The sequence below is a fragment of the Neorhizobium sp. BETTINA12A genome (assembly GCF_023006485.1).
Lineage (GTDB): Bacteria > Pseudomonadota > Alphaproteobacteria > Rhizobiales > Rhizobiaceae > Neorhizobium.
This window is the reverse complement of record NZ_JALBGW010000002.1, coordinates 1-26274: the sequence shown is the minus strand read 5'-3', so window position 1 is coordinate 26274 and position 26274 is coordinate 1. Positions and strand designations below refer to the sequence as shown.

The window sequence follows — 26274 nt, the reverse complement described above, 5'->3', positions numbered from 1 at the left end:
CCGTCAGCACCGCGAAGGCCGACAACACCATTGTGGATGAAGGTAGGCCGATCTTGCGAAGCTGGTGATCGTTGGAACTGCTGCTTGCCGAGGGTTGCTTTCGCACTGACCGGGCAGGGCGGCTGAAGGCACTCGAACCGGAATTCGGTTCGACGACCTCGTTATCGCGTCGGTCACGAATGTGCGGCTAGGCGGCGGCGATGTCTCCCGCGCCGATGCGGGCGATGCTTTGCAGGTCTTCGATCGCGCCGGGGCCGGCCGCAAGAACCGGAGCGCCCTTGGTCAGCCGTTCACCCTCGGCCGGAAACGGCAGGTGCCAGCCGCCCGCTTCCTTGACGATGCAGTAGCCGCCGAGGCAGTCCCAGGCGTGCATGTAGGGCTCGTAATAACCGACGAGACGACCGGCGGCGACATAGGCGAGCATCAGCGCGCCGGAGCCGAGCCGCACAAAGTTGCCGCCGGCTCCAAGCAGATCGGAGACGATCTTGGCAACCGAAGCGGGGGTGACGTGATGGTTGGCGCCGATCCCTGTCAGCGCGTTGCGGATGGTCTTTTTCGGATCGAGCGACAGCGGCTTACCATTGAGCGTGGCGCCCTGTCCGGTAGAGGCAGAATAGAGTTCGTCGTGACAGGGTACGTAGATCACGCCCACCACCGGCACCTTGTTGTGCACCACGGCGATCGAGACGCACCAGTTCGGCATGCCGCTGACGAAGGGGCTTGTGCCGTCGATCGGATCGACCACCCAGGTATAACCGGAGCTTCCCCCGACCAGACCATATTCCTCCCCCAGAAATCCGTCTTCGGCGAAGCCTTGGGAAACGCAATCGCGAATGAGGTTTTCGACTTCCCGGTCGGCGATCGAGACGACATCCTGGGGGTCACCCTTGGTTTCGATGACCAGGGTCTCGCGCTTGCTGAAATAGTCGAAGGCGACCTTGCCGGCCGCCAATGCGATCTCTTCGGCCAACGCATGTCGGTCCCTGATTTCCCGTTCATGTATATTCATGACAATATCCTTGTCGTCATTCCGCGATGATGGCGATCCCCCGGCTCTTCAAGCCGATGGCGACCTGAGTGCCGGGGGCAAGAGGACGGTCGACCGACGGGTCGACGATGAACAACGTCCCGCCGCTCGTTTCCGCCTCGTATTCGATATGATCACCGAGATAGGCCGCATGGCTGATCCGCCCGGAAAAGGCAGCGCTCTCGGCCGGCTCCACGGTGATCGCGCTCGGTCGCACGGCGAGCTTGCCGCGACCTGTCTTGGCGCCGCGCGCCGGCACGACATGCCGCAAGCCCTCGATGCTGACCGTCGCGTGCGCGCCCGAAATGTCGATGATCTCGCAGGGCACGACATTCGCCTCGCCAATGAAGTCGGCGATGAAGGTTGAAGCCGGCGCTTCATAAAGTTCGCGCGGGCTGCCGGCCTGGGCGATTTCTCCGTCTTTCATGACGATGATCTTGTCGGAGACGGCCAGCGCCTCGTCCTGATCGTGGGTCACGTAAACGGCGGTGAACTGCAGCCGCTGCTGCAGCTCGCGGATTTCCGTGCGGACGCGCCGGCGAAGGCGAGCGTCGAGATTGGACAGCGGCTCGTCGAGCAATAGCACCTGCGGTTCGAGCACCAGCGCGCGGGCAACGGCGACGCGCTGTTGCTGGCCGCCGGAGAGCTCGGCCGGGAGGCGGCGACCCATGCCGGCAAGGCCGACGAGTTCGAGCCCGTGCTCGGCTTTCTGGCGTGCTTCCTTCTTGTTCAACCCGGAGGATTCTAGCCCGTAGGCGACGTTGTCGAGCGAGGTCATATGCGGAAAGAGGGCATAGGACTGGAAGACCATGGAGACGTCGCGCTCGTTGGCCGGCAACATGGTCACGTCCTTGCCGCCGATCAGGATGCGGCCGGAGGTCGGATGTTCGAGGCCCGCCAGCATGCGCAACGTTGTCGTCTTGCCGCAACCGGAAGGTCCGAGCAGCGTTACCAGCGTGCCGGGCTCGACGGTCAGCGACAGGTCGTGGATGGCGGTAAAAGCGCCGAAGGTCTTGCGGACATTCTGAAAGACGACCGAACCAGGGCTGGGCATCATGCGGCTTTCTCCTCGGAAAAGGCGGGGATTGTTTGGCTGGCAATGCCGGCGACGCGGTTCTCGCGCCTCAGCCGCCGCTCGCCGACGATCAGCTGGAAGCCGGCGATGACGCCGATCATCACCACGATCAGCATCGAGGAATAGGCGATCGCCACGCCATATTCGCCGTTCTCGACCAGGCCGACGATGTAGGACGTCGCCATGTTGTATTGGGCGCTGACGAGGAAGACGACCGCGCTGATCGAGGTGATGGCGCGCACGAAAGAATAAACCAGCGCCGCGGTGATCGCCGGCCGCAGGAGCGGCAGGATGACCTTGCGAATGGTGCGGAAGCTGTTGGCGCCCAGCGTCATCGAGGCCTCGTCCAGGCTCTTGTCCAACTGGCTCATGGCAGCGATGCCGCCGCGCACGCCGACCGGCATGTTGCGGAACACGAAGCAGGCGACAAGAACCAGCGCCGTGCCGGTCATTTCGAGCGGCGGCAGGTTGAACGCCATGATGTAGCTGATGCCGATAACCGTGCCGGGAATGGCAAAACTCATCATCAGCGCGAATTCGAACAATTCACGGCCGGCGAATTTCTGCCGGACGATGACGTAGGCAGTCGCAAGTCCGACGGCGGCGGTGAGTGGAGCCGAGATGAGAGCGATTTCCATCGTCGTCCAGAACGAATTCCAGGCGACGCCTGTCCAGGCGATCGATCCGTCGCGCATGGTGACGGAGAAGGCCTTGGCGTAGTGGGCGAGCGTCAGCGCGTTGTCGAGACCCCAGGTCTTCACGAAGCCGCCGAAGATGATCATGCCGTAGACGACCAGTGTGAAGATCATCCACGGAATGACGATCGCATGGACGCCGATGGAAAGGCCGCGGGGTAGCGCAATGTGGGAGCCGCTATCGCCCTTGCCGGTGACGGTCGCGAAATTCTTGCCGGAAAGCCAGACACGTTGGGCAAGGAAAGCCGACAGCGTGAAGCAGAGCAGGATCATGGCAAGCACGGCGGCGCGGGACGGATCGTTCTGCGAGCCGACGACGGCGAAAAAGATCTCGGTCGAAAGCACGCCGTGGCTGCCGCCGAGCACCAGCGGGTTGCCGAAATCGGCCATGCTTTCGATAAAGCCGATCAGGAATGCATTGGCCAGGCCCGGCTTCATCAGCGGCAGCGAGACCCGCCAGAAGGTGCGCCAGCGGTTGGCGCGCAGCGTTTGCGAGGCTTCCTCCATCGACGGGCTGACACCCTCGACGACGCCGATCAGCACCAGGAAGGAGATCGGCGTGAAGGAGAGGACCTGGGCGATCCAGATGCCGGTAAGCCCATAGAGCCAGCGGCTCGGTTCGACGCCGAGGAGCGACGAAAGCTCCTGGGTGACCACGCCGGCGCGCCCGAAGAGCAGGGTGAGTGCGAGGCCGATCACGAAGGGCGGCGTGATGATCGGCAATACGGTCAGGAGCCGCAAGCCCTTCTTGAACGGAAAGCGCGTGCGCGTCGCGACCAGCGCGAAGGCGAGCCCGAGGGTGGTCGAGCCGGCCGCTGTCAGGATCGCCAGAAACAGCGTACGCCAGGCAATCCCGCAGCGTGCCCCGCCGATCAGGCAATCGAGGCTCCAGATCGACGAGTCCGCGATATTACGGCTGAAGCCGTCGAAGTTCGCCGAACCGTCGAAATCCTGGAAGGCGCCGATGAACATGCTGCCGATCGGGTAGAAGACGAAGACGGCGACGAGGAAGACAAGCATCGAAATGGTCGAAACGACGAATGCATCGCCACGCATGGCGCCGCGTTCCGCAAGGCCGAAGGAGAATATCAGCACGAAGGAAATCGAAGCAAGAACCGCACCGGCGCCCATTGAGGACTGGCCACCCACAATCTGGCCGAACAACGTCTCGCTGATGGTCCAGGTCCATCCGGTGGCGCCGATCGCAAGCCCCTGCAAGGCAAGGAACAGCACGCCGAATCCGCCGGCCCAGGCGAGAATTGCGCCGCGCCTCATGGGATCGGCAACGAAACGCGCGACGAGCGCCACGGCGAGGGCGAAAAGCACGGCCAGCAGCCACCAGCGGCCGTACATGGTCATCTGCAGAATGCCCGGCGCGACCGCATCCGTGCGGGGAAAGTCAGGCAGCCACGAGAAGGAAAAGAACCCCTTCTCGATCCGGTACCACGGCAGGACAATCGTGGCCGCAATGCCGAGGGCCAGCACGATGTCCAGTCTGCGGTTGCGATTGTCCATGGCCGGCCGTGACCTTGCTTAACAGGAGAACAGGTCCGCCGCACCGGGGCGAGCCCCGGTGCAGCGGAACGATTGACGTCAGTTGGCGTTCGCGCCGATTTCCTTGTCCCAGCGCTCCAGGAGCTTCTTGCGGGTGTTCGGATCGCCGTATTTGGTGAAGTCATAGTCGATCAGCTTGATGTCGGAGAACTTCGGCGATTCCTTCGGGACTTCTGCCTTGGAATTCGACGGCAGCTGGAACGACTTGGCTTCCTTCATATGCGACTGCACATCGGCCTTCAGTGCCCAGTCGTACCATTTCTTGGCGTTTTCCATGTTGCGGGCGCCCTTGACGATCGACATGGAGCCGATTTCGTAGCCGGTGCCTTCGCATGGCGCGACCGACTTTACGGGGAAGCCTTCCACGGCCACAGCCACGGCATCGTGCATGAAAACGATACCGATCGCGGTTTCGCCGCGGCCCGCGGCCTTGACCGGAGCCGAGCCGGACTTGGTGTATTGCGAGATGTTGGCGTTAAGCTTCTTCAGGTAGTCATAGGCCTTGTCCTCGCCCATGATCTGTACGAGCGTCGCCAGCGCGGTATAGGCGGTGCCGGACGAATTCGGATTTGCCATCTGGATCTCACCCTTGAAGGAAGGATCCAGCAGGTCGGCCCAGCACTTCGGCTCTTTGTAGTTCTTCTGCTTGAAGCGGTCGGTATTGTAGCCCCAGCCGAGCGCGCCGGCGTAAACGCCGACCGTGCGGAAGCCCGAGGCCTCCGCCTGCTTTTTCGCCCAGTCGTTGAGCTCTCCGAGCAGCGGCGATTTGTACTCCTGGGTCAGTCCCTCGGCGGCGGCCTGCAGATGCGGGTCGCCGGTGCCGGCCCACCAGATGTCGGTTTTCGGGTTGCGGGCTTCGGCGCGTATCTTGGCATAGGTTTCGCCGGACGACAGGCGAACCATATTCACCTGGATGCCGGTTTCTTTCTGGAACATCTGCTGCATCATTTCGCAGATGACGACATCCGCGGAACAGATGAGATTGAGTTCTTCAGCCGCACGGGATGCCGTGGCATTCGTCATAAGGCCAGCCGCGAGCGCAGTCGCAGCCATAAGAGCAAGGCGCATGATTTATCCTCCCAGATTTGGTGACGCCTCCACATCACCCGCTTTGCAAGCGTGTGCAATGGTTCCACGTACTTGCATCGCTTGTCAATAACCTATCGCTGAAGAATTCCAGCAGCATTGGTTGCCCCCATCATATATTTGTTGCACTCGTTTGCAAAAATAGGCATGAGATGGGCAAGGGAGGGGTGGCGATGAGCCGCAAGATTTTCGTCAGCGCCAAGGAGGTCGCCGATCGGGCAGGGGTGTCCCGGTCCGCTGTGTCGCGCACCTTTACGCCCGGCGCCAGCGTGTCGGACGAGACGCGCCGCCGCGTTACGGAGGCCGCCGAAGAACTTGGTTATCACGTCAACCACCTCGCGCGCGGGCTGATGCGCAATGAAAGCGGTATCGTCTGCCTGATCGTGTCGGAAATGGACACGCCCTATCGCGCCAGGCTCGTCCGCGCGCTGACCCAGCAGCTTCAGGCCACGTCGAAGATCGCCATGCTGATCAATACCGACCGTTCGGACGATAGCGTCGATCAGGCATTGCGGCAGGCGATTAGTTATCGCGCCGATGCCTCAATCATTCTCTCCGGGATGCCCGACAAATCGATCACCGACCTCTGCCTGAAGAGCGGCCAGCGCCTCGTGCTCATCAACCGTGACGAGGATCGGGAGGGCGCGCTGATGATCAACCTCAATGACCGGCAGGCGGCGCGACGCGCCTTCATCGCGCTGTTGCGCGCCGGTTGTCGCAGTTTCGCCTTTGCCAATTCAGAGGCGATGACACCAAGCCTGATGGCGCGCGAGGAGGGGTTCTGCGCCGCCGGCCGCGAACATGGGTTCGAGGTTACGGTGGAGCGTTTCGGCCCGACGACCTACCAGAGCGGCGCTGTGCTGGCGCAGCGGCTTCTCACCCGCGAAAAGCGGCCGGATGCGATCTTCTGCGTCAACGACCTGCTGGCCTGTGGGCTGATGGATGCGGCCCGCCACCAGTTCAACCTCGTCATCCCCTCGGATGTCTGCGTCATCGGCTTCGACGACATCGAGCAGTCGTCCTGGTCTTCCTACAACCTCACCACATTTGCCCAGCCGATCGATCGAATAGCGACCGAAGCCGTAGCCTGGCTTGACCGCCTGCCCGCGGAACTTGGCAACTCTCAGAAGATGCACGCCGAACTGGTTTGGCGCGGATCGGTTCGGGGCGGCTGATTGCGATGCCGCGTTTAAGAGCAGAGCGAAAGATCGAAGCAATCAGACTGCAAGTTGGTTCGAGAGGCGATCCAGATCCTCCGAAATTGCTTTTGCCGCGGATTTCAGGATGGGGGCATACCGCTCGCAAGCTTCCTGCTCCGACTTGAATGCCGATTTGAAGTAGGTCAAACCGATGCTCGCCAGCACCCGATCGCCTTGACCGATGATGGGTACGGCAATCGTGTTGGAGTTTTTCGGCTCCACCAGCGATGACCTGACGGCATATCCATTTTCGTGCACCCTTCCCACGAGCCTCTTCAGCTCGTCGGGATGATGGCTAAGGGCGTTCTCCGGATCGTCCGAGCGCTTCAGGACACCGATGATCAGTTCGAATTCTTCCTTGTCCAGAAAAGCCAGATAGGCAAGGCCGAGGCCGCGGGTGAGAAGGTTCAACCGCTTGTTGACCGTGCTGTGGAACGGCGAAATGAAACTGTCCGGCACGGTGCTGAAACGTACCACCATCCTGTCATAGTCCGGCAACGCAATCGCCACCGGCCACTTGTGCTGCCGGGTCATTGCGATCGCCCATGCGCGCCCGGCTTCCACGACCAGAGGATCCTTGTGAAAACCGGAACTTAAGGAGGTTACTAGCGCGCTGACGTGATAGCCGCCCTGCCGGGGATCGTTCTCGACATATCCCGCATCTTCGAGAGTGCGCAGGATGCGCACGAGAGTGGGCTTGGGAAGTTTCGTCCGGGCGTGCAGTTGCGCGATCGTGTTGATGGGCTGCAGGTTGAGTTCCTGCAGAACGGTCATCGCGCGTTCGACAGCTCGAATGCCCATGGATCCTCCTCCCGTAGCATCTTGGCGACCGTTTCGTAACGCGGAACGACAGCCAAGACAAGTTGTCGTTTCCCGGGGTCACGCTTTACCAGAGCCTAGTTGATTACAGGGGAAGACCATGGCTTCGGCAGATGATGCAAACCGCAATAGGGAACAAGTCCGGCAGCTTATCGCTGGCATAGACGACGGCGTGGCCAATGGTCTGTTGAAGGGCGCCATCGACCTTCACGTCCATTCCGGCCCGTCGACCATGCCGCGGAAGCTCGACCACATGGAGGCGGCCGACGAGGCGGCGGCGGCCGGGATGCGCGCCGTGTTGTTTAAGGATCACCACTATTCGGTGGCGCCCGTCATTCCGATGATGGAGCGTTTGTTCGGAGACCGCGGGCTGTCGATGTTCAGCGGCCTGGTTCTCAACAATTCGACAGGAGGGCTGAACCCGTTCGTCGTCGACGCTCAGTTGAAGATGGGTGCCAAGCTGATCTGGATGCCGACGGCGCAGGCGGGCAACCATATCCGCAGCGCGCATCGCAAGACGCGGCTGGCAACCAATGTCGAGCTCCGGCCCTCTCCGGCGCTCACCGTTGTCGACCCCTATGGAAAGATCCTCGACGAGGTGAAGCAGATTCTCGACCTCATCGCCGAATTCGATGTGATCCTCTCGTCGGGCCATCTGCATGTATGGGAAATCTGGAAACTCTTCGACGAGGCGCGGTCACGTGGTGTCAAGCGGTTGCTCGTCAACCATCCCATGTACGGCCTGCATTTTACGTATGAAGACGTCCGCGACCTGGCCAGGCTAGGCGCATTGATCGAGCAGTCCGCTGGGCTTTATGTGGATTCCCGCTTCAACACCTACACGCCCGAGGAGTTCAGGGAGCATATTCTTGCGGCCGGCGTCGAACATTCCTCGATCGGGTCCGACCTCGGACAGGTGGACAATCCGACGCCGGTGGAAGGCATGCGTCAGGCCATCAAGCTTTGCCTGGCGCTCGGTTTCAGCGAGGCGGAGGTGCGGATCATGGTCGCAGACAATCCCGCCCGCCTGCTTGGATTGACCGGCTGAACGTGGGTGCCGCGGTCGAAACCATGCAGGCTGTCCTGATCGAGAAGACCGGCGGGCCGGAAGTTCTTCAGATCGCCGAACAGCCGCGTCCGCGGCCAAGGTCGGGAGAGGTTTTGATACGGGTCTTCGCCGCCGGGGTTAATCGTCCCGACGTGCAGCAACGGCGGGGGCTTTATCCAGCCCCGCCGGACGCCTCCCCGATCATCGGCCTCGACGTCTCCGGCATGGTCGAAGACGTGGGCGACGGCGTTGACGCGCTCCAGATTGGAGACGCGGTCTGCGCACTGGTCAACGGCGGAGGCTATGCGCAATACTGCGTTGCTCCGGCGGTTCAGTGCATGCCGATTCCGCGTGGCTTCAGCTACGTCGAAGCGGCATCGCTGCCGGAGGCCTTTTTTACCGCCTGGAACAACTTGATATGGCTTGCCCGGCTCGGGAACGGGGAGACGCTGCTGGTCCACGGCGGGACGAGCGGAGTGGGAATGGCTGGCATCCAGATTGCTCGACACCTGCGCAATGCCACGCTTTTCGCTACGGCCGGCAGCGACGAGAAACGAGCCGTCTGCGGCGCTCTCGGTGCGCGGGCGACATTGGATTACCGTGGCCGGTGGGACGAGGAAATCCGTGCGTTGACAGGCGGCGACGGGGTCGATGTGATCCTCGATGGTCAGGCCGGACCTGACACGCAACGCCAGTTGGACCTGCTGAAAAACGACGGACGTCTGGTTTTCATCGCGAGCCATCAGGGGCCGACCGCGGAGGTGGACATTCGTGCGCTTGTGCGTCGTAGGCTGACGATCACCGGTTCGACGCTGCGGCCAAGACCTGCTTCCTACAAGGGGCAAATCGCCAGGGAGTTGGTCGATCAGGTCTGGCCGTTGCTCGAGAGCGGGCTTATCGTGACCCGTATCCACGAGATCGTCCCGTTCTCGCAGGTTCAGGCCGCCCATACCATCCTCGACGAAAACCGGCAGATCGGCAAGGTTGTGCTGGCGGTCGATCCGGCGCTTGCCGAGACCGTTCCTGTGCCCCGCCCCGGATCATGATACTCCCGAGATCGGTCGGGCGGCAGTGGATGCCGCCGCCCGACCAATCTTCAGCTTTCGGGCAGCGGATAGTCTTCTTCGTTCAGAACCCAGCCCGGTTTTGCCGAGAAATCCGCCCGCGGCGGTGCAAAGATATCCACCAGCTGATTGACGCCGGCAGATTCCGCCGTCGTCGTATGGATGGCGGGTGGCGGAATGACGCAGATCGAAGGCGACTCGCAGTAGAGATGTTCGTCTTCACGCCAGATATTCATGTTGGTCGCCCACGGCCAACGTAGATGATGGGTAAAGCTGCCGCTGAGCGCCAGCGAGCATTGTTCGAAATCATCGTGATGATGGGGCGAGACCTTGTCGCGCTCGCGGGGGCCGATCCGCGGGGTGAGATAGTTAATCATGAAGGTCGTGCAGCGATAGATCCGCCCGAATCGGGAGGGATCTTCGGGCACGTCCAGGGTATACCACTTCAACTTGAGGCCGCCGGGCGGTTCGGGCCAGGCTTCGAACGGCGGCACGTTGGGGTGCGGCCCGTTAAAGGCATCGGCGTTGGATGCCGCCTTTGCCAGGTCCTCCGATTTCGGAGTGAACAACCGGACGATCGTGCCGGAGGTCAGCAGTCGGATCGAGCTTGCCCCAGGCGGCACAAAGGCCACGGAATAACCCGGAACGATCGTGCTTCCTCGCGCCGTCGTAATCTCGACCGAGGTCTCCCTGTCCGGGATGATCAGCGCATATTCGTCAGGCTGGGTTTCTCTTGAAAAGGTGCCGCCTTCCTTGCCGTTGCTATAGACGACGACGAAGTTCTGCCCGCGACTGATCCAGGTGTCGCCGTTGGCATCGCTGACCTGTGGGTCTTGCTGATAGAAAAGGCCGGTCTGAGAGCCGAAATAGCTGGTATGCGCCACGGCATCCTTCTGCGCGGCACTGCCCCGCAGGCTCGACCGCGGGTCGCTTTGGACGTACATCTTTATCTCCCTTGCTTTGGATGTGTTTCAGCTCGCCATTGGAAGCTGTTTTTTCAGCTTCAGGATTTCGCGCGTCTCACCCACCGTGGCGATCGTGCCTCCGAGTTCCTTCACGATTCGCACGGCCTTTTGGACAAGGACCGTGTTGCTCTCGGCCAGCACGCCTTTTTCGAGATAGATGTTGTCCTCCAGGCCGACGCGGACATGTCCACCCGCCAGCCAAGCCTGCGCCAGCATCGGGAACTCGAAGCGCCCTACGCCGAAAGCGGCCCAATGCGATCCCGTCGGGAGAAGCGATTTCATATAAAGAAGGGTTTCCGGTGTGGCGATGGCGCCGTAACGAACGCCGAGCACGATCTGGAAAAGCGCCGGGCCATCGAGCCGCCCCTCCTGCAGGAAATGATTGGCAAGCTGTATGTCTCCCGTATCGAACACTTCAAGTTCGGGGAGGACGCCGGCATTTTGAATGATATCGGCCATGATCGCCAGATTGCGCGGCGTGTTGATGACCACCGATGTCCCTGAATACATCGTGTTGAAGTCGAGGCTGCAGATCTCCGGTCGCAACGCGGCGATATGTTCGACGCGAAGTTCCGGCGGCAGCAGGGTCGTCCCCGGCGCGGCAGTCTTCGGGTCGTCTTCGCTCGGGATGAAGCGACCGCCAGGACCGGTGGTGAGGTTGATGATGACGTCATCGTCGGCCGCCCGAAGGCGCTCGACGACCTCCCGGTAATGGGCGAGTTCCATGCTCGGTCTGCCGTCGGGATGCCTGACATGGATATGGACGATGGCCGCGCCGGCGCGGGTCGCCTCCAGGCAGGCATTGGCGATTTGTTCCGGCGTGATCGGCAGGTGGGGCGTCTGCGAAGGGCTCGTTATATTGCCGGTAACGGCACAGGTGATGATTGTGGGATCGGCCAAGCGTCGCCTTCCTTGCTGAGTGCGGTCGTCTATCGACCATGAGGGTTCGCGTATTCGCTCGCACCGGAAGCCGCCGATCACAATTCTTATCGCCGGCCGTTTCGCGCCTAGAAACGTACAGGCGGCCGCAGCCGGCGTTCCGCAGCGAGAAACGGTACGGCTATTGGCTTCGTAGTTGCGTCCGCAGCGTATAGGCAGCAGCTATCGAAAGGCAGGCTCAATGACCAACCAACGTCCTCACTTCAGTTCCTTCCGCGATCGTTTGCTGGCGCGAGATCGGATGATCGGCACGTTCCTCAAGCTTCCGACCACCCAGGTGGTCGAGATCCTGGGGGCGGTTGGCTACGACTTCGTGGTCATCGATCAGGAGCATGCGCCGCTTGATCGCACCATTACGGATATGATGATCTTTGCGGCGAGGGCATCGAATATCGCGCCGATCGTGCGCGTCGGCGACTTCAGCGACGCGAATATCCTCTCCGCACTGGATTGCGGTGCCTCCGGCATCATGGTCCCGCATGTGACGACGGTTAAGAAGGCTCAGGCGATTGCCAGAGCCTGCCGGTATAGAGGCGGCAGCCGCGGGTTTGCGGGGCTCACGCGCGCCAGCGGTTGGGGCGTGGTTGGCGGTGTGCAGCATATGGCGATGCAGGATCGACAGGTGACATGCATTGCGATGATCGAGGATGCCGAAGCAGTCGAACATGCAGGCGATATTGCCAGGGTCGACGGCATTGACGCATTGTTCGTGGGACGAGGCGATCTTACCGCATCATTCGGCGACGATCCCGATGCCGGCGCCAAGGTGGCCGAAATCACCACCACGGTGGCCGCGGCCGCTCGGGAGGCCGGCGTTCCCCTGATGCTGTTGCCGAATGGTAAGGCAGATCTGACCTTTGCCAAGCAGCTCGGCGCCAGCGCGATGCTGGTTTCGAGCGACCATGGCTTCATCCGATCGGCGGCCACCGCGGCGCTGAAGGACTATTGCGACTAATTGGCTGCCGCCGGCGAAACCCCGGCAAAACCGTTGGGGATTGCGATCCCGGCACTGGCCGCTTGTAGATGGGGCTTTTCGTGGGAGCGTCGACCGGGCAGATTGGCGACGTCCCTGCTTGATCGGGTTCGAGCAGCGGGGATGGCTGGGGGACCCGCATTTTCATCAAGCTTTCGATAATGGGCAGGAACCGCAGAGGTCTTGCCGGGAGGGGAAATGACTGCCATCGAAATCCCGGAACTGAAAATTCCGAAAGTCGCGCTTGTTACCGGTGGAAACAGCGGGATCGGGCGGGCGACAGCGGCACGTCTCGCCAGCATGGGCAGCACCGTCATCGTCGGCTACAACAGCCGACGCGAGATGGCGGAGAAGGTCGTGAACGGCCTCCAGGGCAGCGGTCATGCTGCAATTCGTATCGCGATCGACGATCCGGCCTCGGTCACCGAGGCAGCCTCCGCCGTCGGCGAGAAATTCGGCAGCCTCGATGCCCTGATCAATTGCGGAGGTGCCACCACACCCGTTGCGGCAAACGATTTCGACGCGTTGACGGATGATATCTTCGATCGAGCGTTGACGATAAATCTGAGAGGACCATTTGCCATGATCCGGGCATTTCGGCCTTTGTTGGAACAGGTCGACAGCGCGACGATCGTCAACATCTCTTCGATCGCAGCGCGGACGGGGGTGGGGAGCAGCCTTGCGTATCTGGCCGCCAAGGGGGGGCTCGATGCGCTCACCATTGCGCTTGCCAAGGTTCTGGCGCCCAAGATTCGCGTCTTTTCCGTTTCACCTGCCGGCGTGGACACGGATTTCGTTCCCAATCGGTCCCGAGACCAGCTGCAGAAGGTTGCGGAAAGGCTGCCTCTTGCGAGGATCACTGCCCCGGATGATGTTGCGCGAGCAGTTATCGCCTGTATCGTCCATCTCACCAGTTCGACCGGCATCGTCGTTCCTGTCGACGAGGGGCGCCATCTATAACGCAAGCATGCAAATTGCCCGAAACGTCGCGCGCTATTCTGCGACACGCCGCTTCGGCCGTCTTCGTCTGGTGAAACATCGTCATTGCCGCGTTGCCAGCCTTCACCAGCTTTGTATTGATCAACCATGTGAGCACGTTTCGTAGTGCGTTGATGATCATGGTCCATTCTCAAGAGATGGACCATGCATCGGGTATCTTACGATAGCGTGCCACTTCTTCTGGGGTGAGGAGCTCGGATGAAGCTTAGCCAGGACGTTTTACTGGGACTGTTTTTTACCACCATCGGTGTCGGGTCGGCAGTGATGGCGGCAAGCTATCCGTTCGGGACATCCAGTCGGATGGGGCCGGGTTATTTTCCTGTCATCGTATCGAGCCTGCTCGTTCTCACGGGCATTCTGGTTCTGTTCCGATCGCGGCTGACCCTTGGAGCGATACCGGAAATCGGCTGGAAGCCGATCGTCGTGGTTTCCCTCGCGATCCTGATTTTTGGCCTGGTCGTCGAACCGCTCGGTCTGCCGATCGCCGTCTTCTTGCTGACGGTCGTCAGCGCAACGACGAGCGAAAAATTCCGGCTGGACTGGAGAGCCTTCGCAGGGGCGGCTGCTTTTGCCGCGTTCTGTTCGGTCCTTTTCGTGGAACTGCTCGGCCTGCCTGTTCCGATTGTCGGAAACTGGCTGCAGGGCCTTGGCCTATAGACATCGCAGGAGTTTGACATGGATATATTCAACGGACTTCTGCTTGGATTTTCGACGGCGACCACGCCGGAGAACTTCCTTTACTGTTTTTTCGGCGTGTTTCTCGGCACGGCCGTCGGTGTGCTGCCTGGCCTTGGCCCCATCGCCACCATTTCGATGCTGCTGCCTTTCACGTTCGGACTGCCGATCGACACGGCGCTGATCATGCTGGCGGGCATCTTCTACGGTTCCCAGTATGGCGGCTCGACCACGGCCATCCTGATGAACATTCCCGGCGAGGCTTCGTCCGTCGTCACGACGCTGGACGGCCATGAAATGGCCAAGCAGGGAAAGGCTGGACGGGCATTGGCGGCGGCAGCGATCGGTAGCTTCTTCGCCGGTACGGTCGGCACGCTTTTCATCGCGATATCGGCGCCGCTTCTTGCGAGTTTCGCCCTGACGTTCGGACCTGCGGAATACTTCTCGCTGATCGTGCTCGGCCTGATCACGTCAATGGTGCTGACAAGTGGTTCCCTGCTCACGGCTTTTGGCATGGCGCTGTTCGGCGTTCTTCTCGGCATGATCGGAACCGACGTCAATTCCGGCGCCGCGCGCTACACATTCGATTCCGCCAACCTCCTGGACGGACTGGACTTCGTCGTCGTCGCGACCGGCATATTCGGTCTGGGCGATGTTCTTGCAAATCTGGAGAACGAGCGGAACCGGGTCGCCAGCGTGGCGACGGTCAGCAGCCTTTTCCCGACTGCGGACGATTGGCGCCGTATGTCCGCGCCGATCCTGCGCGGCACCGGCATCGGCGTATTGCTCGGCGTGCTGCCAGGCGCTGGGGTCTTGCTCGCCTCGTTTTCAGCCTATGCGCTGGAGAAGAAGATTTCCCGGCATCCCGAGCAATTCGGCAAGGGAGCGATCGAAGGCGTTGCGGCACCCGAGGCTGCCAACAATGCCGCGGCGCAAACCTGTTTCATCCCGATGCTGACGCTCGGCCTTCCCGGAACCGCGACCATGGCGCTGATGATCGGTGCGCTGGTGGTTCAGGGCGTCCAGCCAGGGCCTGAAATCCTCACGCAACAGCCAGCCCTGTTCTGGGGCCTTGTCGTCTCCATGTGGCTCGGCAACCTGATGCTGCTGTTTCTTAATCTTCCGCTTGTCGGCATGTGGGCCAGGCTGATCTCGGTGCCTTACCATTTCCTGTTCCCGGTGATCTGCGTCTTCATCGCGATCGGCGTCTACAGCATCAACAACAGCGTCTTCGATGTCTACATGATGGCCCTGTTCGGCGTGCTCGGATATTTCTTCAAGAAAATTGGGGCAGAACCTGCGCCTCTCATTCTCGCGATGATCCTCGGCCCGATGGCCGAAGAGTATCTGCGACGGGCGCTTCTGATCTCCCATGGCGACGCGACGGTCTTTTTCACGAGCCCGCTCAGTCTCGGCACGCTGATCGTTGCCTTCCTGCTCCTCCTGTCGATTGTATCGCCGCGCTTCCGCAAGGTGCGTGAGGAGGGGCTGCAGGAGGCCGACTGATGGCAACAAATGAAGCGTCCGGCGCCTTCTGCCGGAAGCGCCTGACTCTGACCGAACCAATCGATCAACCTTCAGGGGGTTATGATGCAGCTGGACGATGACAAACGCCTTCGAGCTCTTCTCGATCGCGAAGAATTATTCGATCTCGTGCGCCGCGAGCGATTTGCCCGTGACCAACGTCGTTTCGACACCATGAGCGCATGTTTCCACAAGGACGCTTACATTCGTACAAGCTGGTATGACGCCCGCGGCGGAGAGGCCTATGTGGAGGCGACCCGCAAATGGATGGGCGCGACCGGCAACAGCAAGCACTGGGTGTTTCCGGCTTTCGCGCAGGTCAACGGCGATCGGGCAACCGTTGAAAGTCCAGCGATGATTTTCAACCGCGCACGCCCGGACGATATCGAAGTGGACGTTCACGTCTTCTGCCGCTTCTTTTCTCGGGCGGTCCGGGAAGCGGGGACGTGGAAGCTGATGAGTTTCGAGGTGCTTTTCGAGAGGGACATCATGAAACCGGTCAATCCGTCGGATTTGCTGCCTGTCGATTGGTCGCTTCTGGCGACGATGCGGCCGTCCTACAAGTTCCTCACCTATATCCAGCACAAGCGGGGTGTGACGGTCAGTCCTGACCTTTTGGGGGACGATCGGCCCGACGAGCTCAGCGCTTTCCACGCCGGCGAAGAACGCTGGCTTGCCGGCCATGAATGACTGCCGGCGCAGGAAGGCCATGCCGGCCGTTCCAAAGGGCGGAACGGCGATAGTCAGCAGTTCGCCCTGAAGAGCAGACAGGGTAGGGCTTTAGCCAAGGAACTCGATTTAACGAGTGGGAGGAGGAACAGAATGAACAGACGAGAATTCATCGTGCTGGGAGGATCAGCTGTCGCGCTGGCTTCAGGCAGAATAGCAATTGCCGCCAACTGGCCAAGCAAGTCGGTGGTGGTGATCTCGGCTTACCCTCCGGGCGGCACGAGCGACATTATCGCCCGTCTCGTGGCAGACCTGCTGACGGCGAAATTCGGCCAGCAGTTCGTGATCGAAAACCTGGCCGGCGCGGCCGGTGCACTCGCAGGCGGAAAGCTCGCCCGCTCGGCGCCGGATGGCTACACGATCCTCATCAGCGGCAGCGCACCGATCGCCGCCAACAAGGTGGTGCAGACCAATCTCGCCTATGATCCTCAGGTTGACTTCACGCCCATCACCGTGGTTGCAGAAAGCCCGGCACTGCTGACCGCAAGCGCCAAGGCGCCGGCGAAATCGCTTCAGGAACTGATTGCCTACGCGAAAGCCAATCCCGGAAAGATAAATATCGGAAACCCGGGCGCCGGAACGAAAGGCCATATCTGTGCTGCCATCATCAGCCTGCAGACCGGCATTGAGATAAACCACATCCCTTACAAGGGCTCGCCACCTCTGCTCGCCGATTTGCTCGGCGGGCATATCGATTTCGCTCTCGACGCGCCGTCCAATTACCTGCCGCATATCAAGGATGGGAAAATCCACGGCGTTGCCGTGACGTCAGCACAGCGCATCGGCGAATTGCCGGATGTAAAGACGGTCGCGGAACAGGGGCTCAAGGACTATAATCAGACCCTTTGGTTTGGCGCGGTCGGCCCAAAGGGAATGTCTCCCGAGATCGTCAGTGCCATCCATAAGGCCATCAAGGAGTGGAGCGACACGCCCGCCGCCAAAGCCAAGCTGGCATCGCTCGGTCTAACGGCTGTGGTCAATACGCCAGACGAAATGCGCGGTTCGATCGAGCGCGAGATTGAATCCCTCAAACCCTTGGTTAAGGCGGGCCTCGTGCAGCCGAGCTGATTTCGATCTGAACGCGGGCGGCCAAAGGGACTGCCGGGTGCTGAAGTTCAACGCCCGGCATTTTTCAGAGCAGGCTGGGCGGTCCCGCCAGCTGCGGTCCTCAGCGACCAGATATCTCGTTAGGCAGGCAAAGAAGAGACTGCATTGCATGAGCAAGCTTTTTACTCTGGCCGTCAACGGTCGGGAATATGACCTGGATGTTCCTCCCACTATGCCTCTACTGGACGTGCTGCGTAATCATCTGGGGCTGAAGGGCAGCCGATATGGCTGCGGGCTTGAACAATGCGGCGCGTGCATGGTGCTGATCGATGGTTCTGCAGAATATTCCTGCAGTCGTGAGGTCGGTACGCTTTCGGATCGCGACATCACCACCGTGGAAGGTTTGGGCTCGGCCAAAGCGCTGCATCCGCTTCAGCAAGCTTTTCTCGATGAGCAGGCAGGACAGTGCGGATATTGCCTGTCGGGTATTCTCATGTCGGCCAAGGCTCTTCTGGATCGCAATCCGGACCCCACGCGTGCCGAAGTCGCTGCGGTGCTTGATGCAAACCTCTGTCGCTGTGGATCGCATCCCCGCATCCTGCGCGCTGTGCTCAAGGCAGCAGCCGTGTTGCGCCATGAGGGGGCTCGATGACAGGACCTGTCCACAGTCTGAAGGACAACCCGCGTCTGGACCGCTGGCTTCGCTTCCTCAGCGACCGCACGGTACGGATCGGCACTGGCAAGGTCGAGCTCGGTCAGGGGGTTCTGACGGCGCTCGCCCAGATCGCTGCGGAAGAGCTGGATCTGGGCATCGGCCAGATCAGCATGATGTCCGGCAACAGCGTGGAGGGGCCGGGGGAAGGCTATACCGCCTCCAGCTGGTCGATCGAGCATTCAGGCGCTGCAATTCGCCTCGTCGCGGCGGAGGTCCGCGCGCTTGCCTTGATGCATGCTGCCCTGCGTCTGAACGCCTCGCCGGATGAGCTCACCATCGTCGAAGGTTCCTTCTTCAGAAACGGCCTGCCGAGCGGGATCGACTATTGGACGATCGCAGGCGAGCTCGATCTTTCTGCCGAGGCGACAGGCATGGTTTCGCCGAAGCCTGCGGATGCCTATCGTCTCGTCGGCACTTCCGTTGCGCGGCTCGATCTTCCTGCAAAGCTGACCGGATCAGGCTTCATCTACGACATGACGCTGCCCGGCATGCTGCATGCCCGCACCCTGCGCCAGCCTGGTCGCGGTGCTACGCTTACCCTGCTTGACGAGGCGGCCGTGCGGCGCAAGGCCGTCGCCGATATCAACGTCATCCGCATCGACAACTTCCTGGCGTTCGTGGGGGGCGACGAGACCGCCGTTCGCGCGGCGGCCGTCGCTGCGGCGGAATATTCCGTCTGGGCCAACGTTCGGACGCTGCATCCCGAACAGGCCACGGCCGAATGGGTGGCCGCACAGCCTTCTATTGACCGAGTGATTGGCGATCCTCCTGCTGACCCCTTATCCGATTGTATATCGGCAACCTTTTCCCGCCCCTTTCTGTCTCATGGCTCGCTAGCCCCGTCCTGCGCGGTCGCAGTTTACCGCGATGGCATGCTGACCGTCTGGTCCCACGGCCAGGGCATGCATCCGTTGCGGGAAAATATTGCAAAAACGGTCGGCCTGCCCCTCGAAAAGGTCGCATGCCATCACGTGCAAGGCGCTGGCTGTTATGGCCATAACGGCGCCGATGATGCCGCGTTGGATGCCGCTCTTGTGGCATTGGCACTACCGGGTAAACCCATCCGGCTGATGTGGCGGCGGGAAGAGGAGTTCGGCTACGAACCGCTCTCCTCGGCAATGACCGTCACCGTCCACGCGGCAGTCGACGCCGCCGGGCGACCTGCCGATTGGACGACCGAGATATGGAGCGCTACGCATGGCCAGCGTCCCGGAGTTGGGGGCGCCTATCTTCTGGCCGCCGAGGCGATGAAGGAGCCACCGCCCGAACGCAAGCCCTTCGACATTCCGCTCGAGCGGGGAGGAGGTGCGGTGCGTAACGGAATTCCGCTCTACGACATGGCCGCCAAGCGGATCAGCTACCACCTGATACACGACGTGCCGGTGCGCACCTCGTCGTTGCGCGGGCTCGGGGCGACTTTGAATGTCTTTGCCATCGAAGCCCTGATCGACGAACTTGCCGCCCGGGCCGGCGAGGATCCGGTGAGATACCGCCTGTCCAGCCTTTCCGACCCGCGGGCCCGCAGAACCCTTGAAAAGGCCGCGGCGATGGCCGGCTGGTCGTCACGTGACGCTGGCGGCGCCGGGAAGGGCTTGGGTATCGGCATCGCCCGCTATAAAAACGCGTCGGCCTATGCCGCGGTCGTTGCAGCCGTCGAGGTCGAGGAGGCGGTGCGCGTGACCGATATCTGGTGCGCCGTGGATGCGGGGCTCGTCATCAATCCCGATGGCGTCGTCAACCAGATCGAAGGCAATATCGTTCAGGCCATCAGCTGGGCCCTGATCGAAGAAGTTGGCTTCGGCCCGCAAGGGATCTCGACCGTTGATTGGCATAGCTATCCCGTCATTCGGTTTTCGGACATACCGGAAATTCGTGTCGAACTTATCGAAGCGGACCAGCATGAGGCGCTTGGAGTGGGCGAATGCGCCGGTGGGCCGACCGCTGCTGCCATTGGCAATGCCGTCGCCCATGCGTTGGGCATGCGCATCCACGACATGCCGATGACGCGGGAACGGATCATGACCGCCGCTTTGAGAGCTTAGGCATCCGGCAGACGGCTTGGAGAACAATAGGGAGGAGCGGGATATGGAGAATGTTGAGCTGCTATCGGGCGGGCTCTCGGCTCCGAAGGGTGAAACGATCCTCTTCTATAGTCCGGGAGCCTGTTCGCTTGCTCCCCATATCGCTCTCGAGGAGACCGGCCGGCCGTTTCGACCGATCGAGACATTGCTGGGGAAGCAACAGCACCTCACTCCCGACTATCTGGCGATCAATCCCCGGGGGAAAGTCCCATCCCTTGTGACGCTGGATGGCCAGGTGATCACGGAAAACACCGCGATACTGGCCTATATCGGCCTCATCAATCCCGAACTGCGCATGTTTCCGACAGATGTTGTCGAGCAGATGCAATGTATTGCGCAGATGGCGTGGTTTTCGAACACGCCGCATATATTTCAGAAAGCCAAATTCCGGCCCTATCAGTTCGCCGATGAGGAAGAGGTTCACGACGCTATCCGGACGAAGGCTGCAGCGAGATATTGGGAGAGTATGGTAGAAATCGACAGGTTGATTGCCGATCACCATTGGATCATGGGCGAACAATATACGGTCGTGGACCCCTATGCGCTCGTCTTTTACGGCTGGGGCACGAGCAACGGCTTGCCGATGGAGACGCTCGAGCATTTCACCCGGCACAAAAACCAGATGCTCGAAAGAACAGCCGTGCGAACCGTGCTGGAGCGCGAGATGAATCCTCATTTTAAAACCGCTATCTCGACCAATGCCTAACCAAAGCCGAGCGAGAGGCGGTTCAACACATCATACTGGAGCTCAGCGCAGCCATGAAATGGCGGCGCTCCTGCCGATGTCGGCGCCTGCTTGGGGAAAGGGCAGGCCGTACCGCTCGCGGACGGTTTTTTCCTCGTACCGGGTACGATAGACGCCGCGATCCTGCAGGATCGGTACCACCTTATCGACAAATTCCTCGATATCGTCCGGCGCGCGGGGTGGCTGCAGCGTATAGCCGTCGACGGTTCCGTCCGCCCAGAGATCGATGATCCCGTCGACCACCTCCTCGGGCGTGCCGAGCAGGAGGCGGTGATGCCCTTCCGAACGCCGCACGACCTCTCTGGCGGTCAGCTTCTCGTGGGTGAGCAGATCGACAAGCCCAAGTCCCATGCCTACCGCCTGCAGGCGATTTGGATCGGGAATGAAACGCTCCGCATCCAGAACCGCATCCGGATCGAAACCGTCAGGATCAATGCCGTTCTCCTTGACGAAGCGGGCGATCAGGCCGTCTTCCGAGCCGGCGCCGCTGAAGAGTTCGTGTTTGCGCAGTGCTTCCTCGCGGGTCTCGCCGAGAATGACGACGAGGCCGGGCACGATGCGAATGCCCAAGGGGTCGCGGCCAAATGAAATGGCGCGGTCCCTGACCTTCTTGCCGAAGGCTTGGCCGGCGGGACGCGAGAGGATGTTGCAGTAGATGATCTCTCCATGGCGGGCGGCAAGGTCGATGCCGCCTTCAGACGCGCCTGCCTGGGCGATGACCGGGTGGCCTTGCGGCCCGCGCGGAACGTTGAGCGGGCCCTTGACGGTAAAATAGCTGCCCTGGTGATCGATCGCATGGGCGCTGGTCGCATCCCAGAAACGGTCGTCCGGCACGTCGCCTTCGCGGGAGGGGTCCCAACTCGCCCAGAGCTTCTTGGCGACATCGAGGAATTCGGAGGCCTTGGCATAACGTTGGTTGCGCGGCGGCAGCGGCTCCGAACCAAAATTGGCGGCGACGTTCGGATTGAAGGAAGAGACGATATTGATGATCAGTCTGCCGCCCGAGATGATGTCCGTCGACTGGGTGCGGCGTGCGAGGTTATAGGGCGAATTGTAGGTCGAGGACATGGTCGCCACGAAACCGATATCCGGTACTTGGGCGGCAAGCGCGGTACAGAGAATAAGCGGATCGATCGTGTGGAAGGGGCGGCCATTCGGATCGGTCATCAGCGCCGGATGGTCGGAGAAGAACACCGCGTCGAACAGGCCCTTGTGGGCAAGCTCGGTCAGGCGCCGGTAATAGTTGGGATCGGTGATCTCGTGCCGGTTGCCCGTCCGGTATTTCCAGGCATTGCCGAGATAACCGGTCGTGTTGATGCCGACATTGAGGTTGAGCTTGCGCTGTGTGCTTGTCATCTGTGTGGAATCCTAAATGAGCCGTCAGTAGGCGGCAGTGAAGCGCCGGCGGACGAACTGGCCCCTGTCGAGTTCGTCGAGGATGGCGATGGCGAAGTCGGCCTCCGAGATGCGGCTCTCGCCGGCTTCATCGCGCAGCAGACGGTCTTCGCCGAGCCGGAACTTGCCGGAGCGTTCGCCAGCCTTGATCGAAAGCGGTGGCGAGACATAGGTCCAATCGAGATCGTGGTCACCGCGCTTGAGGCTCCTCAGGATCTCGCGGTTGCGCAGCGTATGGGCCTTGTGTTCGGCTGGGTAGAAATCGCTGTCGACCACATCGACACCCGGACTCGCCTCAAGGCTGCCAACGCCGCCGACGATAATAAGGCGGCGGACGCCTGCGTGTTTGATCCCCGCAAACAGCGCGTCATGCGCCTTGCGGATGAGTTCGGCTGCGTCATCGGCGGAGTGGCGGCGCAGGCCGGGACTGTAGGCACTGATCACCGCATCATGGCCGGCGGCAATCTTTGCGACGTCGTCGGCATTGGCGATATCCGCCTTGAGGACAGCCAAGCGCTCAGCGGGTTCGAGATCTGTCGAGCGGGTGACGGCGGTGACGCGGTGGCCGCGGAATAGCGCTTCCTTGCGGATATTGCTGCCGATGTTTCCTGAAGCGCCGAAGACGACGATGGACATGCGATTATTTCCTTGAAGCTATTGGGGAGCGGCCACGGCCGAAATCGGCCGGCCGGCACCGACATTGCGTAACATTGCCGAAAGAGAGGAGCGCACGGCCTCGTAGCCGTGCTCGCGCATGGCATTTTCATAATCGTTGACGGCAGCCGCCTGGGGTTTGCCGTGGCGGCGGGCGGCGGCGATCTGCGGCACGAGAAGGCCGGTATCGTAGAGCGCGGTATTGCCGCCCAGGGCGCGAAAATAGGTCATGGCGTGGATGGCGTCGCCAAGCAGGGTGACCGGTCCCGTCTGCCAAATGGCGCCGGGCGTCGAACTCTTCACCTTGAGGAAGGCGACGGTAGAGGGATCGGTATGCCGGACAAGCTTCAGGATGCGCTCGTCCCAATGTGGGATACGGGCGAGAAGCACCTCGAGCAATGCAGCGCCGTCCAGCTTTTCCAAGGCTTCGTCCGGTCCGAGCTCGCCGGTGTCGTAGGCCGTGTTCCACCAGGCATAGCTGGTGGTGTTGTTGAAGTGGAAGCCGGGGATACTCAAATGGCTCGGGTCCTCGGTGCCAATCAGGCCATGGCGCGCGTAAGCAGCCGGATTGACCCGGTGGCTGGTGATCATCAGCGTGCGGCCTCCGCGCGGGCGGATATGGGTGTTGAAATCGGTGAGCAGCGGCGAGATGCCATGGCGTTCGGCGTCCCTGAGCGCGATCTTTCCGGCGAGACGACGTACGCCGGTATCGATGCTGGCGAGATCAGGCAGGAGCTGGCGTCGCACCGCCGATCCCGCCCCGTCGGCACCGACCAGCAGATTGGCGCGCACTGCCGAGCCGTCGGCAAAATGAGCGATCACCGTGCCATCCGGCTGAAGAGCGTATCGTTCAAAACGTTTGCCGGTTTGAACGATATCGTCGAGGCCGGAAAGCAGGATCTGTCGCAGCGTGATACGGCTTACGGATTTCTCGATATGCGTATCTTCCGGCTCTCCGCTGCCACGCCCGGTGTCGTCCAGCCGATTAAACTGCTCGTCGAGTACAAGATTTTCCGTTGGCGCAAGGCCGAGCGTATCGAGAAAGGCGTCGTACAGATGCGGCGGCAGGTTGGCCTGAAGCGCATCGATGCCGCGTTGGCGGATACGCATGCGAAAGCCCTGCACATAGTCGGCGCGAACCGGATCGCGCTCGAAGACGGCGGTATCGATGCCGTTTTTCTTGAGGCCCTGAGCCAGGGCGAGGCCTCCAGGGCCGCCGCCGATGATGACGATGTCGACGAAGGGAATACTCATGGATTCTATCCAACCAGGGCCGCTTCGGCGGCGAGATAATCTGACACGAAGGCCTCGACGCTTCGCGGTGGTCGCCCCAGGATCGAGGCGACGAGATCCGTCGTAACGGCCGCGCGGCCGGCGGCGATGAGGGTGGCGAATTGTGCAACGGCTCGATGTTCAAAACCAGTATCGGAAGGGCCGATGCCGGGCCGCTTCTCGATCGCCGTGACCCGTCGCCCAAGCGCTGTCGCGATGAGGCTTGCGATCTGCCGCGGCGTCCTCACGTCAGGGCCGGTCAGGTTGAGCGCGTCGGCGTCGGCGATACGGTCGGCGATCCTGTCGGCGAGAAGAAGATGGACGGCGACGTCGGCTATGTCGCGGGCATCGATATATCCGACGCCGGCATCAAGGTTCGCGGCGGTGACGGGATTGCCGGCCAGGACGTGTTTGATGGTGTTGGCAAGCGACACCTGCATCCACGCATTTGGACGAAGGGAAACCGATTCAATCGAAAGGCGGCGGAGGTGTTGCTCGACGGCCGCGTGGGCGTCACCGGAAATCGAGACGCCGGGCGGATCGATCGTCCAGTCCGAACCGGAAATCTTGACGATGCGCTGCACGCCCGCGGCCTCGGCGGCGTTGGCGACGGCAATCTGGTCCGCTGCCAGCCTTTCACTGATCGGTGACAGGAGGAGAAGCCGCCCGACGCCCCGGATGGCGGCATCGAGCGAGTAGCGGTCGGCAAATTCGCCGGCGGCGATCTGGACGATGGCGCCGAACAGGTTGCGTGCCGTTTCCGGCCGGCGGGTGAGGATCCGGACCGGCCGGTTCTGCGCGACGAGCCGTTCGACGATAAGCCGGCCCAGCCTCCCGGTCGCGCCGGTAACGAGGATCCGGCTCATGCGGCTGCCCGCCGGTTTGCAGCTTCCAATGGCCTGCTGTCGATCCAGGCCGAAACATCGAAATCGGCGGGAATGAAGCCCCATTCGAGGAGGAAACTCTTGAAGTGGTCGAAAGCGGCGATCTGGTCTGCATCCAGCGAGAGCGTCAAGTGCTTGTGCACGTTGGGGCCATTTGCCGCCCAGACCGCATCTTCGCCAACGCCGATCTCATTGGCGATCAAGCGTACCGCATCTCCCGGATTGGCCTCAGCCCACGCCGCCACGCCGCGGATGGTTTCGACAAGCTCGGTCACGAGGTCGAAATGCTCGTCGAGGAAGCGCGCATCGACCGTCAGGGGCCGCGGCGTGCCATTGTTGATGCGGATCTTCGCGTCGGGATGGAAGCCGAATTCCGAGACGACGACGGCGCCGATCTGGTTGGCAAGCACGATGCCTTCCGCACCCTTGACGAAAAAGGCGTCGATGTCGCCGCGGGCAAGGGCCAGAAATTCGTCGCCATAAGGGTAACGGCGCTTCAGGCCGAGAAAGGCGGTGTTGCCCCGCTCGATCAGGTTGGCCTCGGTGCTGTCGAGATAGACGAATTTGACGTCATCGTGCGTCAGGCCATCGAGCGAAAGCGCCGAAACAATCCCTTTCAGAGCCGTGGCTCGCTGGAAATCGACGATCTTCTCGTCCGGCTTGCGCGGCACGCCGAGGCGACGGCCCTTCAAGTCGGCGCCGGTCTTTATGCCGGATGAGGGGAGCGCGATGATCGCCTGGAACTCATCGGTGCTGGTGATGCCGATGACGCGGGTCTCGCGTCCGCCGGAGCGTGCCCAGATCGGCGGAATGTTGCCTCCCTGCCGGAAAGAGTAGTCGAGCGCATGTGTGAAATGGCTCCGGCGAACGACGGGGTCCTTGCTGTCGCGGATCGAGCGGACAATGACCCCGGAGGATTCGAACTGCCGGTCGATCCAACCGAGCTGGTGGGCGATGGAGAGGGGCGTCGGCGCCGGGCAGCGCGTGTACCAGACGGAGGAGAGAAAAGACATGATGGCTCCTAACCGCGGCCGACGACGGCGAGGCGGGGTTGTGGGTGAGGGCGCACCGGCACCGGTTCGAGCACGACCGCGGGTGCAGCGGCGTGCC

24 protein-coding genes are annotated in these 26274 nt (G+C 61.5%); 12 read left to right on the top strand and 12 right to left on the bottom strand.

Features of this window, described 5'->3' with window-relative positions; all coding sequences use genetic code 11:
- Positions 1–187 precede the first annotated feature (187 nt).
- The 4 genes from MOV61_RS01060 to MOV61_RS01045 all read right to left on the bottom strand — a co-directional run bounded on the left by MOV61_RS01060 (position 188) and on the right by MOV61_RS01045 (position 5419).
- A complete protein-coding gene (locus MOV61_RS01060; RefSeq protein WP_247135218.1) occupies positions 188–1009 on the bottom strand; it encodes an inositol monophosphatase family protein in 822 nt (273 codons plus the stop codon).
- A gap of 16 nt (positions 1010–1025) precedes the next feature.
- Positions 1026–2084 (bottom strand): ABC transporter ATP-binding protein, encoded by a 1059-nt coding sequence (locus MOV61_RS01055; protein WP_247031212.1) that lies wholly within the window; start codon positions 2082–2084, stop codon positions 1026–1028.
- Entirely contained in the window at positions 2081–4312 is a 2232-nt protein-coding gene (locus MOV61_RS01050; protein ID WP_247135217.1) for an iron ABC transporter permease, read from the bottom strand. The genes MOV61_RS01055 and MOV61_RS01050 overlap by 4 nt, the downstream gene beginning before the upstream one ends.
- A gap of 78 nt (positions 4313–4390) precedes the next feature.
- Entirely contained in the window at positions 4391–5419 is a 1029-nt protein-coding gene (locus tag MOV61_RS01045) for an ABC transporter substrate-binding protein (protein WP_040125560.1), read from the bottom strand.
- A 191-nt stretch (positions 5420–5610) separates the two neighbouring features.
- Here MOV61_RS01045 and MOV61_RS01040 point away from each other — a divergent pair, with 191 nt between their 5' ends.
- On the top strand, positions 5611–6612 hold the full coding sequence (locus MOV61_RS01040; RefSeq protein WP_247135216.1) for a substrate-binding domain-containing protein: 1002 nt from the start codon (positions 5611–5613) through the stop codon (positions 6610–6612).
- Positions 6613–6654: 42 nt separating this feature from the next.
- Here the strand turns inward: MOV61_RS01040 and MOV61_RS01035 are convergent, their stop codons facing one another.
- Positions 6655–7437 (bottom strand): helix-turn-helix domain-containing protein, encoded by a 783-nt coding sequence (locus MOV61_RS01035; RefSeq protein WP_040125559.1) that lies wholly within the window; start codon positions 7435–7437, stop codon positions 6655–6657.
- 118 nt (positions 7438–7555) lie between these two features.
- On the opposite strand from MOV61_RS01035, the gene MOV61_RS01030 reads away from it, so the two are divergent.
- A complete protein-coding gene (locus tag MOV61_RS01030) occupies positions 7556–8503 on the top strand; it encodes a DUF6282 family protein (RefSeq protein ID WP_247135215.1) in 948 nt (315 codons plus the stop codon).
- A gap of 23 nt (positions 8504–8526) precedes the next feature.
- Complete coding sequence (locus tag MOV61_RS01025) at positions 8527–9549, top strand: NAD(P)H-quinone oxidoreductase (RefSeq protein ID WP_247135214.1); 1023 nt, start codon at positions 8527–8529, stop codon at positions 9547–9549.
- 50 nt (positions 9550–9599) lie between these two features.
- Here MOV61_RS01025 and MOV61_RS01020 read toward each other — a convergent pair whose 3' ends face one another.
- Complete coding sequence (locus tag MOV61_RS01020; RefSeq protein ID WP_247135213.1) at positions 9600–10511, bottom strand: hypothetical protein; 912 nt, start codon at positions 10509–10511, stop codon at positions 9600–9602.
- A 27-nt stretch (positions 10512–10538) separates the two neighbouring features.
- Positions 10539–11432, bottom strand: a complete 894-nt coding sequence (locus tag MOV61_RS01015) for a 3-keto-5-aminohexanoate cleavage protein (protein ID WP_247135212.1) — start codon at positions 11430–11432, stop codon at positions 10539–10541.
- A gap of 220 nt (positions 11433–11652) precedes the next feature.
- On the opposite strand from MOV61_RS01015, the gene MOV61_RS01010 reads away from it, so the two are divergent.
- From MOV61_RS01010 to MOV61_RS00970, 9 genes are all read left to right on the top strand, one after another.
- Entirely contained in the window at positions 11653–12426 is a 774-nt protein-coding gene (locus tag MOV61_RS01010) for an HpcH/HpaI aldolase/citrate lyase family protein (protein ID WP_247135211.1), read from the top strand.
- A 216-nt stretch (positions 12427–12642) separates the two neighbouring features.
- Positions 12643–13404 (top strand): SDR family NAD(P)-dependent oxidoreductase, encoded by a 762-nt coding sequence (locus MOV61_RS01005; RefSeq protein ID WP_247135210.1) that lies wholly within the window; start codon positions 12643–12645, stop codon positions 13402–13404.
- Between the two features lie 237 nt (positions 13405–13641).
- The gene (locus MOV61_RS01000) at positions 13642–14100 is read left to right on the top strand and encodes a tripartite tricarboxylate transporter TctB family protein (RefSeq protein ID WP_040125555.1); all 459 of its coding nucleotides are present in this window, start codon (positions 13642–13644) and stop codon (positions 14098–14100) included.
- 18 nt (positions 14101–14118) lie between these two features.
- Positions 14119–15624, top strand: coding sequence for a tripartite tricarboxylate transporter permease (locus MOV61_RS00995; RefSeq protein ID WP_040125554.1), 1506 nt, complete (start codon positions 14119–14121; stop codon positions 15622–15624).
- Between the two features lie 81 nt (positions 15625–15705).
- The gene (locus tag MOV61_RS00990; RefSeq protein ID WP_247135209.1) at positions 15706–16332 is read left to right on the top strand and encodes a nuclear transport factor 2 family protein; all 627 of its coding nucleotides are present in this window, start codon (positions 15706–15708) and stop codon (positions 16330–16332) included.
- A 132-nt stretch (positions 16333–16464) separates the two neighbouring features.
- Positions 16465–17439: a tripartite tricarboxylate transporter substrate binding protein gene (locus MOV61_RS00985; protein ID WP_051900653.1), complete on the top strand. Its 975-nt coding sequence runs from the start codon at positions 16465–16467 to the stop codon at positions 17437–17439.
- A 148-nt stretch (positions 17440–17587) separates the two neighbouring features.
- Positions 17588–18070, top strand: a complete 483-nt coding sequence (locus tag MOV61_RS00980) for a (2Fe-2S)-binding protein (RefSeq protein ID WP_247135208.1) — start codon at positions 17588–17590, stop codon at positions 18068–18070.
- Positions 18067–20175 (top strand): molybdopterin cofactor-binding domain-containing protein, encoded by a 2109-nt coding sequence (locus MOV61_RS00975; RefSeq protein WP_247135207.1) that lies wholly within the window; start codon positions 18067–18069, stop codon positions 20173–20175. Before MOV61_RS00980 ends, MOV61_RS00975 begins: the two co-directional genes overlap by 4 nt.
- Positions 20176–20218: 43 nt before the next feature.
- Positions 20219–20920 carry a glutathione S-transferase family protein gene (locus tag MOV61_RS00970; protein ID WP_247135206.1) on the top strand — a complete coding sequence of 234 codons (702 nt, stop codon included), beginning with the start codon at positions 20219–20221 and terminating at the stop codon, positions 20918–20920.
- A gap of 42 nt (positions 20921–20962) precedes the next feature.
- Here MOV61_RS00970 and MOV61_RS00965 read toward each other — a convergent pair whose 3' ends face one another.
- From MOV61_RS00965 to MOV61_RS00945, 5 genes are read right to left on the bottom strand one after another with little or no spacing between them, the layout of a single operon-like run.
- Positions 20963–22315 carry an NtaA/DmoA family FMN-dependent monooxygenase gene (locus MOV61_RS00965; protein WP_247135205.1) on the bottom strand — a complete coding sequence of 451 codons (1353 nt, stop codon included), beginning with the start codon at positions 22313–22315 and terminating at the stop codon, positions 20963–20965.
- A gap of 24 nt (positions 22316–22339) precedes the next feature.
- The gene (locus MOV61_RS00960; protein WP_247135204.1) at positions 22340–22990 is read right to left on the bottom strand and encodes an NAD(P)-dependent oxidoreductase; all 651 of its coding nucleotides are present in this window, start codon (positions 22988–22990) and stop codon (positions 22340–22342) included.
- An 18-nt stretch (positions 22991–23008) separates the two neighbouring features.
- Positions 23009–24262, bottom strand: a complete 1254-nt coding sequence (locus tag MOV61_RS00955; protein ID WP_247135203.1) for an NAD(P)/FAD-dependent oxidoreductase — start codon at positions 24260–24262, stop codon at positions 23009–23011.
- Between the two features lie 5 nt (positions 24263–24267).
- Positions 24268–25146, bottom strand: coding sequence for an NmrA family NAD(P)-binding protein (locus tag MOV61_RS00950; protein WP_247135202.1), 879 nt, complete (start codon positions 25144–25146; stop codon positions 24268–24270).
- Positions 25143–26177, bottom strand: coding sequence for an ABC transporter substrate-binding protein (locus MOV61_RS00945; RefSeq protein ID WP_247135201.1), 1035 nt, complete (start codon positions 26175–26177; stop codon positions 25143–25145). The genes MOV61_RS00950 and MOV61_RS00945 overlap by 4 nt, the downstream gene beginning before the upstream one ends.
- Positions 26178–26274: the final 97 nt, after the last annotated feature.

Coding starts and splice junctions, on each gene's coding strand:
- MOV61_RS01060 (WP_247135218.1), bottom strand. CDS start 1,009: ATGAATATACATGAACGGGAAATCAGGGACCGACATGCGTTGGCCGAA.
- MOV61_RS01055 (WP_247031212.1), bottom strand. CDS start 2,084: ATGATGCCCAGCCCTGGTTCGGTCGTCTTTCAGAATGTCCGCAAGACC.
- MOV61_RS01050 (WP_247135217.1), bottom strand. CDS start 4,312: ATGGACAATCGCAACCGCAGACTGGACATCGTGCTGGCCCTCGGCATT.
- MOV61_RS01045 (WP_040125560.1), bottom strand. CDS start 5,419: ATGCGCCTTGCTCTTATGGCTGCGACTGCGCTCGCGGCTGGCCTTATG.
- MOV61_RS01040 (WP_247135216.1), top strand. CDS start 5,611: ATGAGCCGCAAGATTTTCGTCAGCGCCAAGGAGGTCGCCGATCGGGCA.
- MOV61_RS01035 (WP_040125559.1), bottom strand. CDS start 7,437: ATGGGCATTCGAGCTGTCGAACGCGCGATGACCGTTCTGCAGGAACTC.
- MOV61_RS01030 (WP_247135215.1), top strand. CDS start 7,556: ATGGCTTCGGCAGATGATGCAAACCGCAATAGGGAACAAGTCCGGCAG.
- MOV61_RS01025 (WP_247135214.1), top strand. CDS start 8,527: ATGCAGGCTGTCCTGATCGAGAAGACCGGCGGGCCGGAAGTTCTTCAG.
- MOV61_RS01020 (WP_247135213.1), bottom strand. CDS start 10,511: ATGTACGTCCAAAGCGACCCGCGGTCGAGCCTGCGGGGCAGTGCCGCG.
- MOV61_RS01010 (WP_247135211.1), top strand. CDS start 11,653: ATGACCAACCAACGTCCTCACTTCAGTTCCTTCCGCGATCGTTTGCTG.
- MOV61_RS01005 (WP_247135210.1), top strand. CDS start 12,643: ATGACTGCCATCGAAATCCCGGAACTGAAAATTCCGAAAGTCGCGCTT.
- MOV61_RS01000 (WP_040125555.1), top strand. CDS start 13,642: ATGAAGCTTAGCCAGGACGTTTTACTGGGACTGTTTTTTACCACCATC.
- MOV61_RS00995 (WP_040125554.1), top strand. CDS start 14,119: ATGGATATATTCAACGGACTTCTGCTTGGATTTTCGACGGCGACCACG.
- MOV61_RS00990 (WP_247135209.1), top strand. CDS start 15,706: ATGATGCAGCTGGACGATGACAAACGCCTTCGAGCTCTTCTCGATCGC.
- MOV61_RS00985 (WP_051900653.1), top strand. CDS start 16,465: ATGAACAGACGAGAATTCATCGTGCTGGGAGGATCAGCTGTCGCGCTG.
- MOV61_RS00980 (WP_247135208.1), top strand. CDS start 17,588: ATGAGCAAGCTTTTTACTCTGGCCGTCAACGGTCGGGAATATGACCTG.
- MOV61_RS00975 (WP_247135207.1), top strand. CDS start 18,067: ATGACAGGACCTGTCCACAGTCTGAAGGACAACCCGCGTCTGGACCGC.
- MOV61_RS00970 (WP_247135206.1), top strand. CDS start 20,219: ATGGAGAATGTTGAGCTGCTATCGGGCGGGCTCTCGGCTCCGAAGGGT.
- MOV61_RS00965 (WP_247135205.1), bottom strand. CDS start 22,315: ATGACAAGCACACAGCGCAAGCTCAACCTCAATGTCGGCATCAACACG.
- MOV61_RS00960 (WP_247135204.1), bottom strand. CDS start 22,990: ATGTCCATCGTCGTCTTCGGCGCTTCAGGAAACATCGGCAGCAATATC.
- MOV61_RS00955 (WP_247135203.1), bottom strand. CDS start 24,262: ATGAGTATTCCCTTCGTCGACATCGTCATCATCGGCGGCGGCCCTGGA.
- MOV61_RS00950 (WP_247135202.1), bottom strand. CDS start 25,146: ATGAGCCGGATCCTCGTTACCGGCGCGACCGGGAGGCTGGGCCGGCTT.
- MOV61_RS00945 (WP_247135201.1), bottom strand. CDS start 26,177: ATGTCTTTTCTCTCCTCCGTCTGGTACACGCGCTGCCCGGCGCCGACG.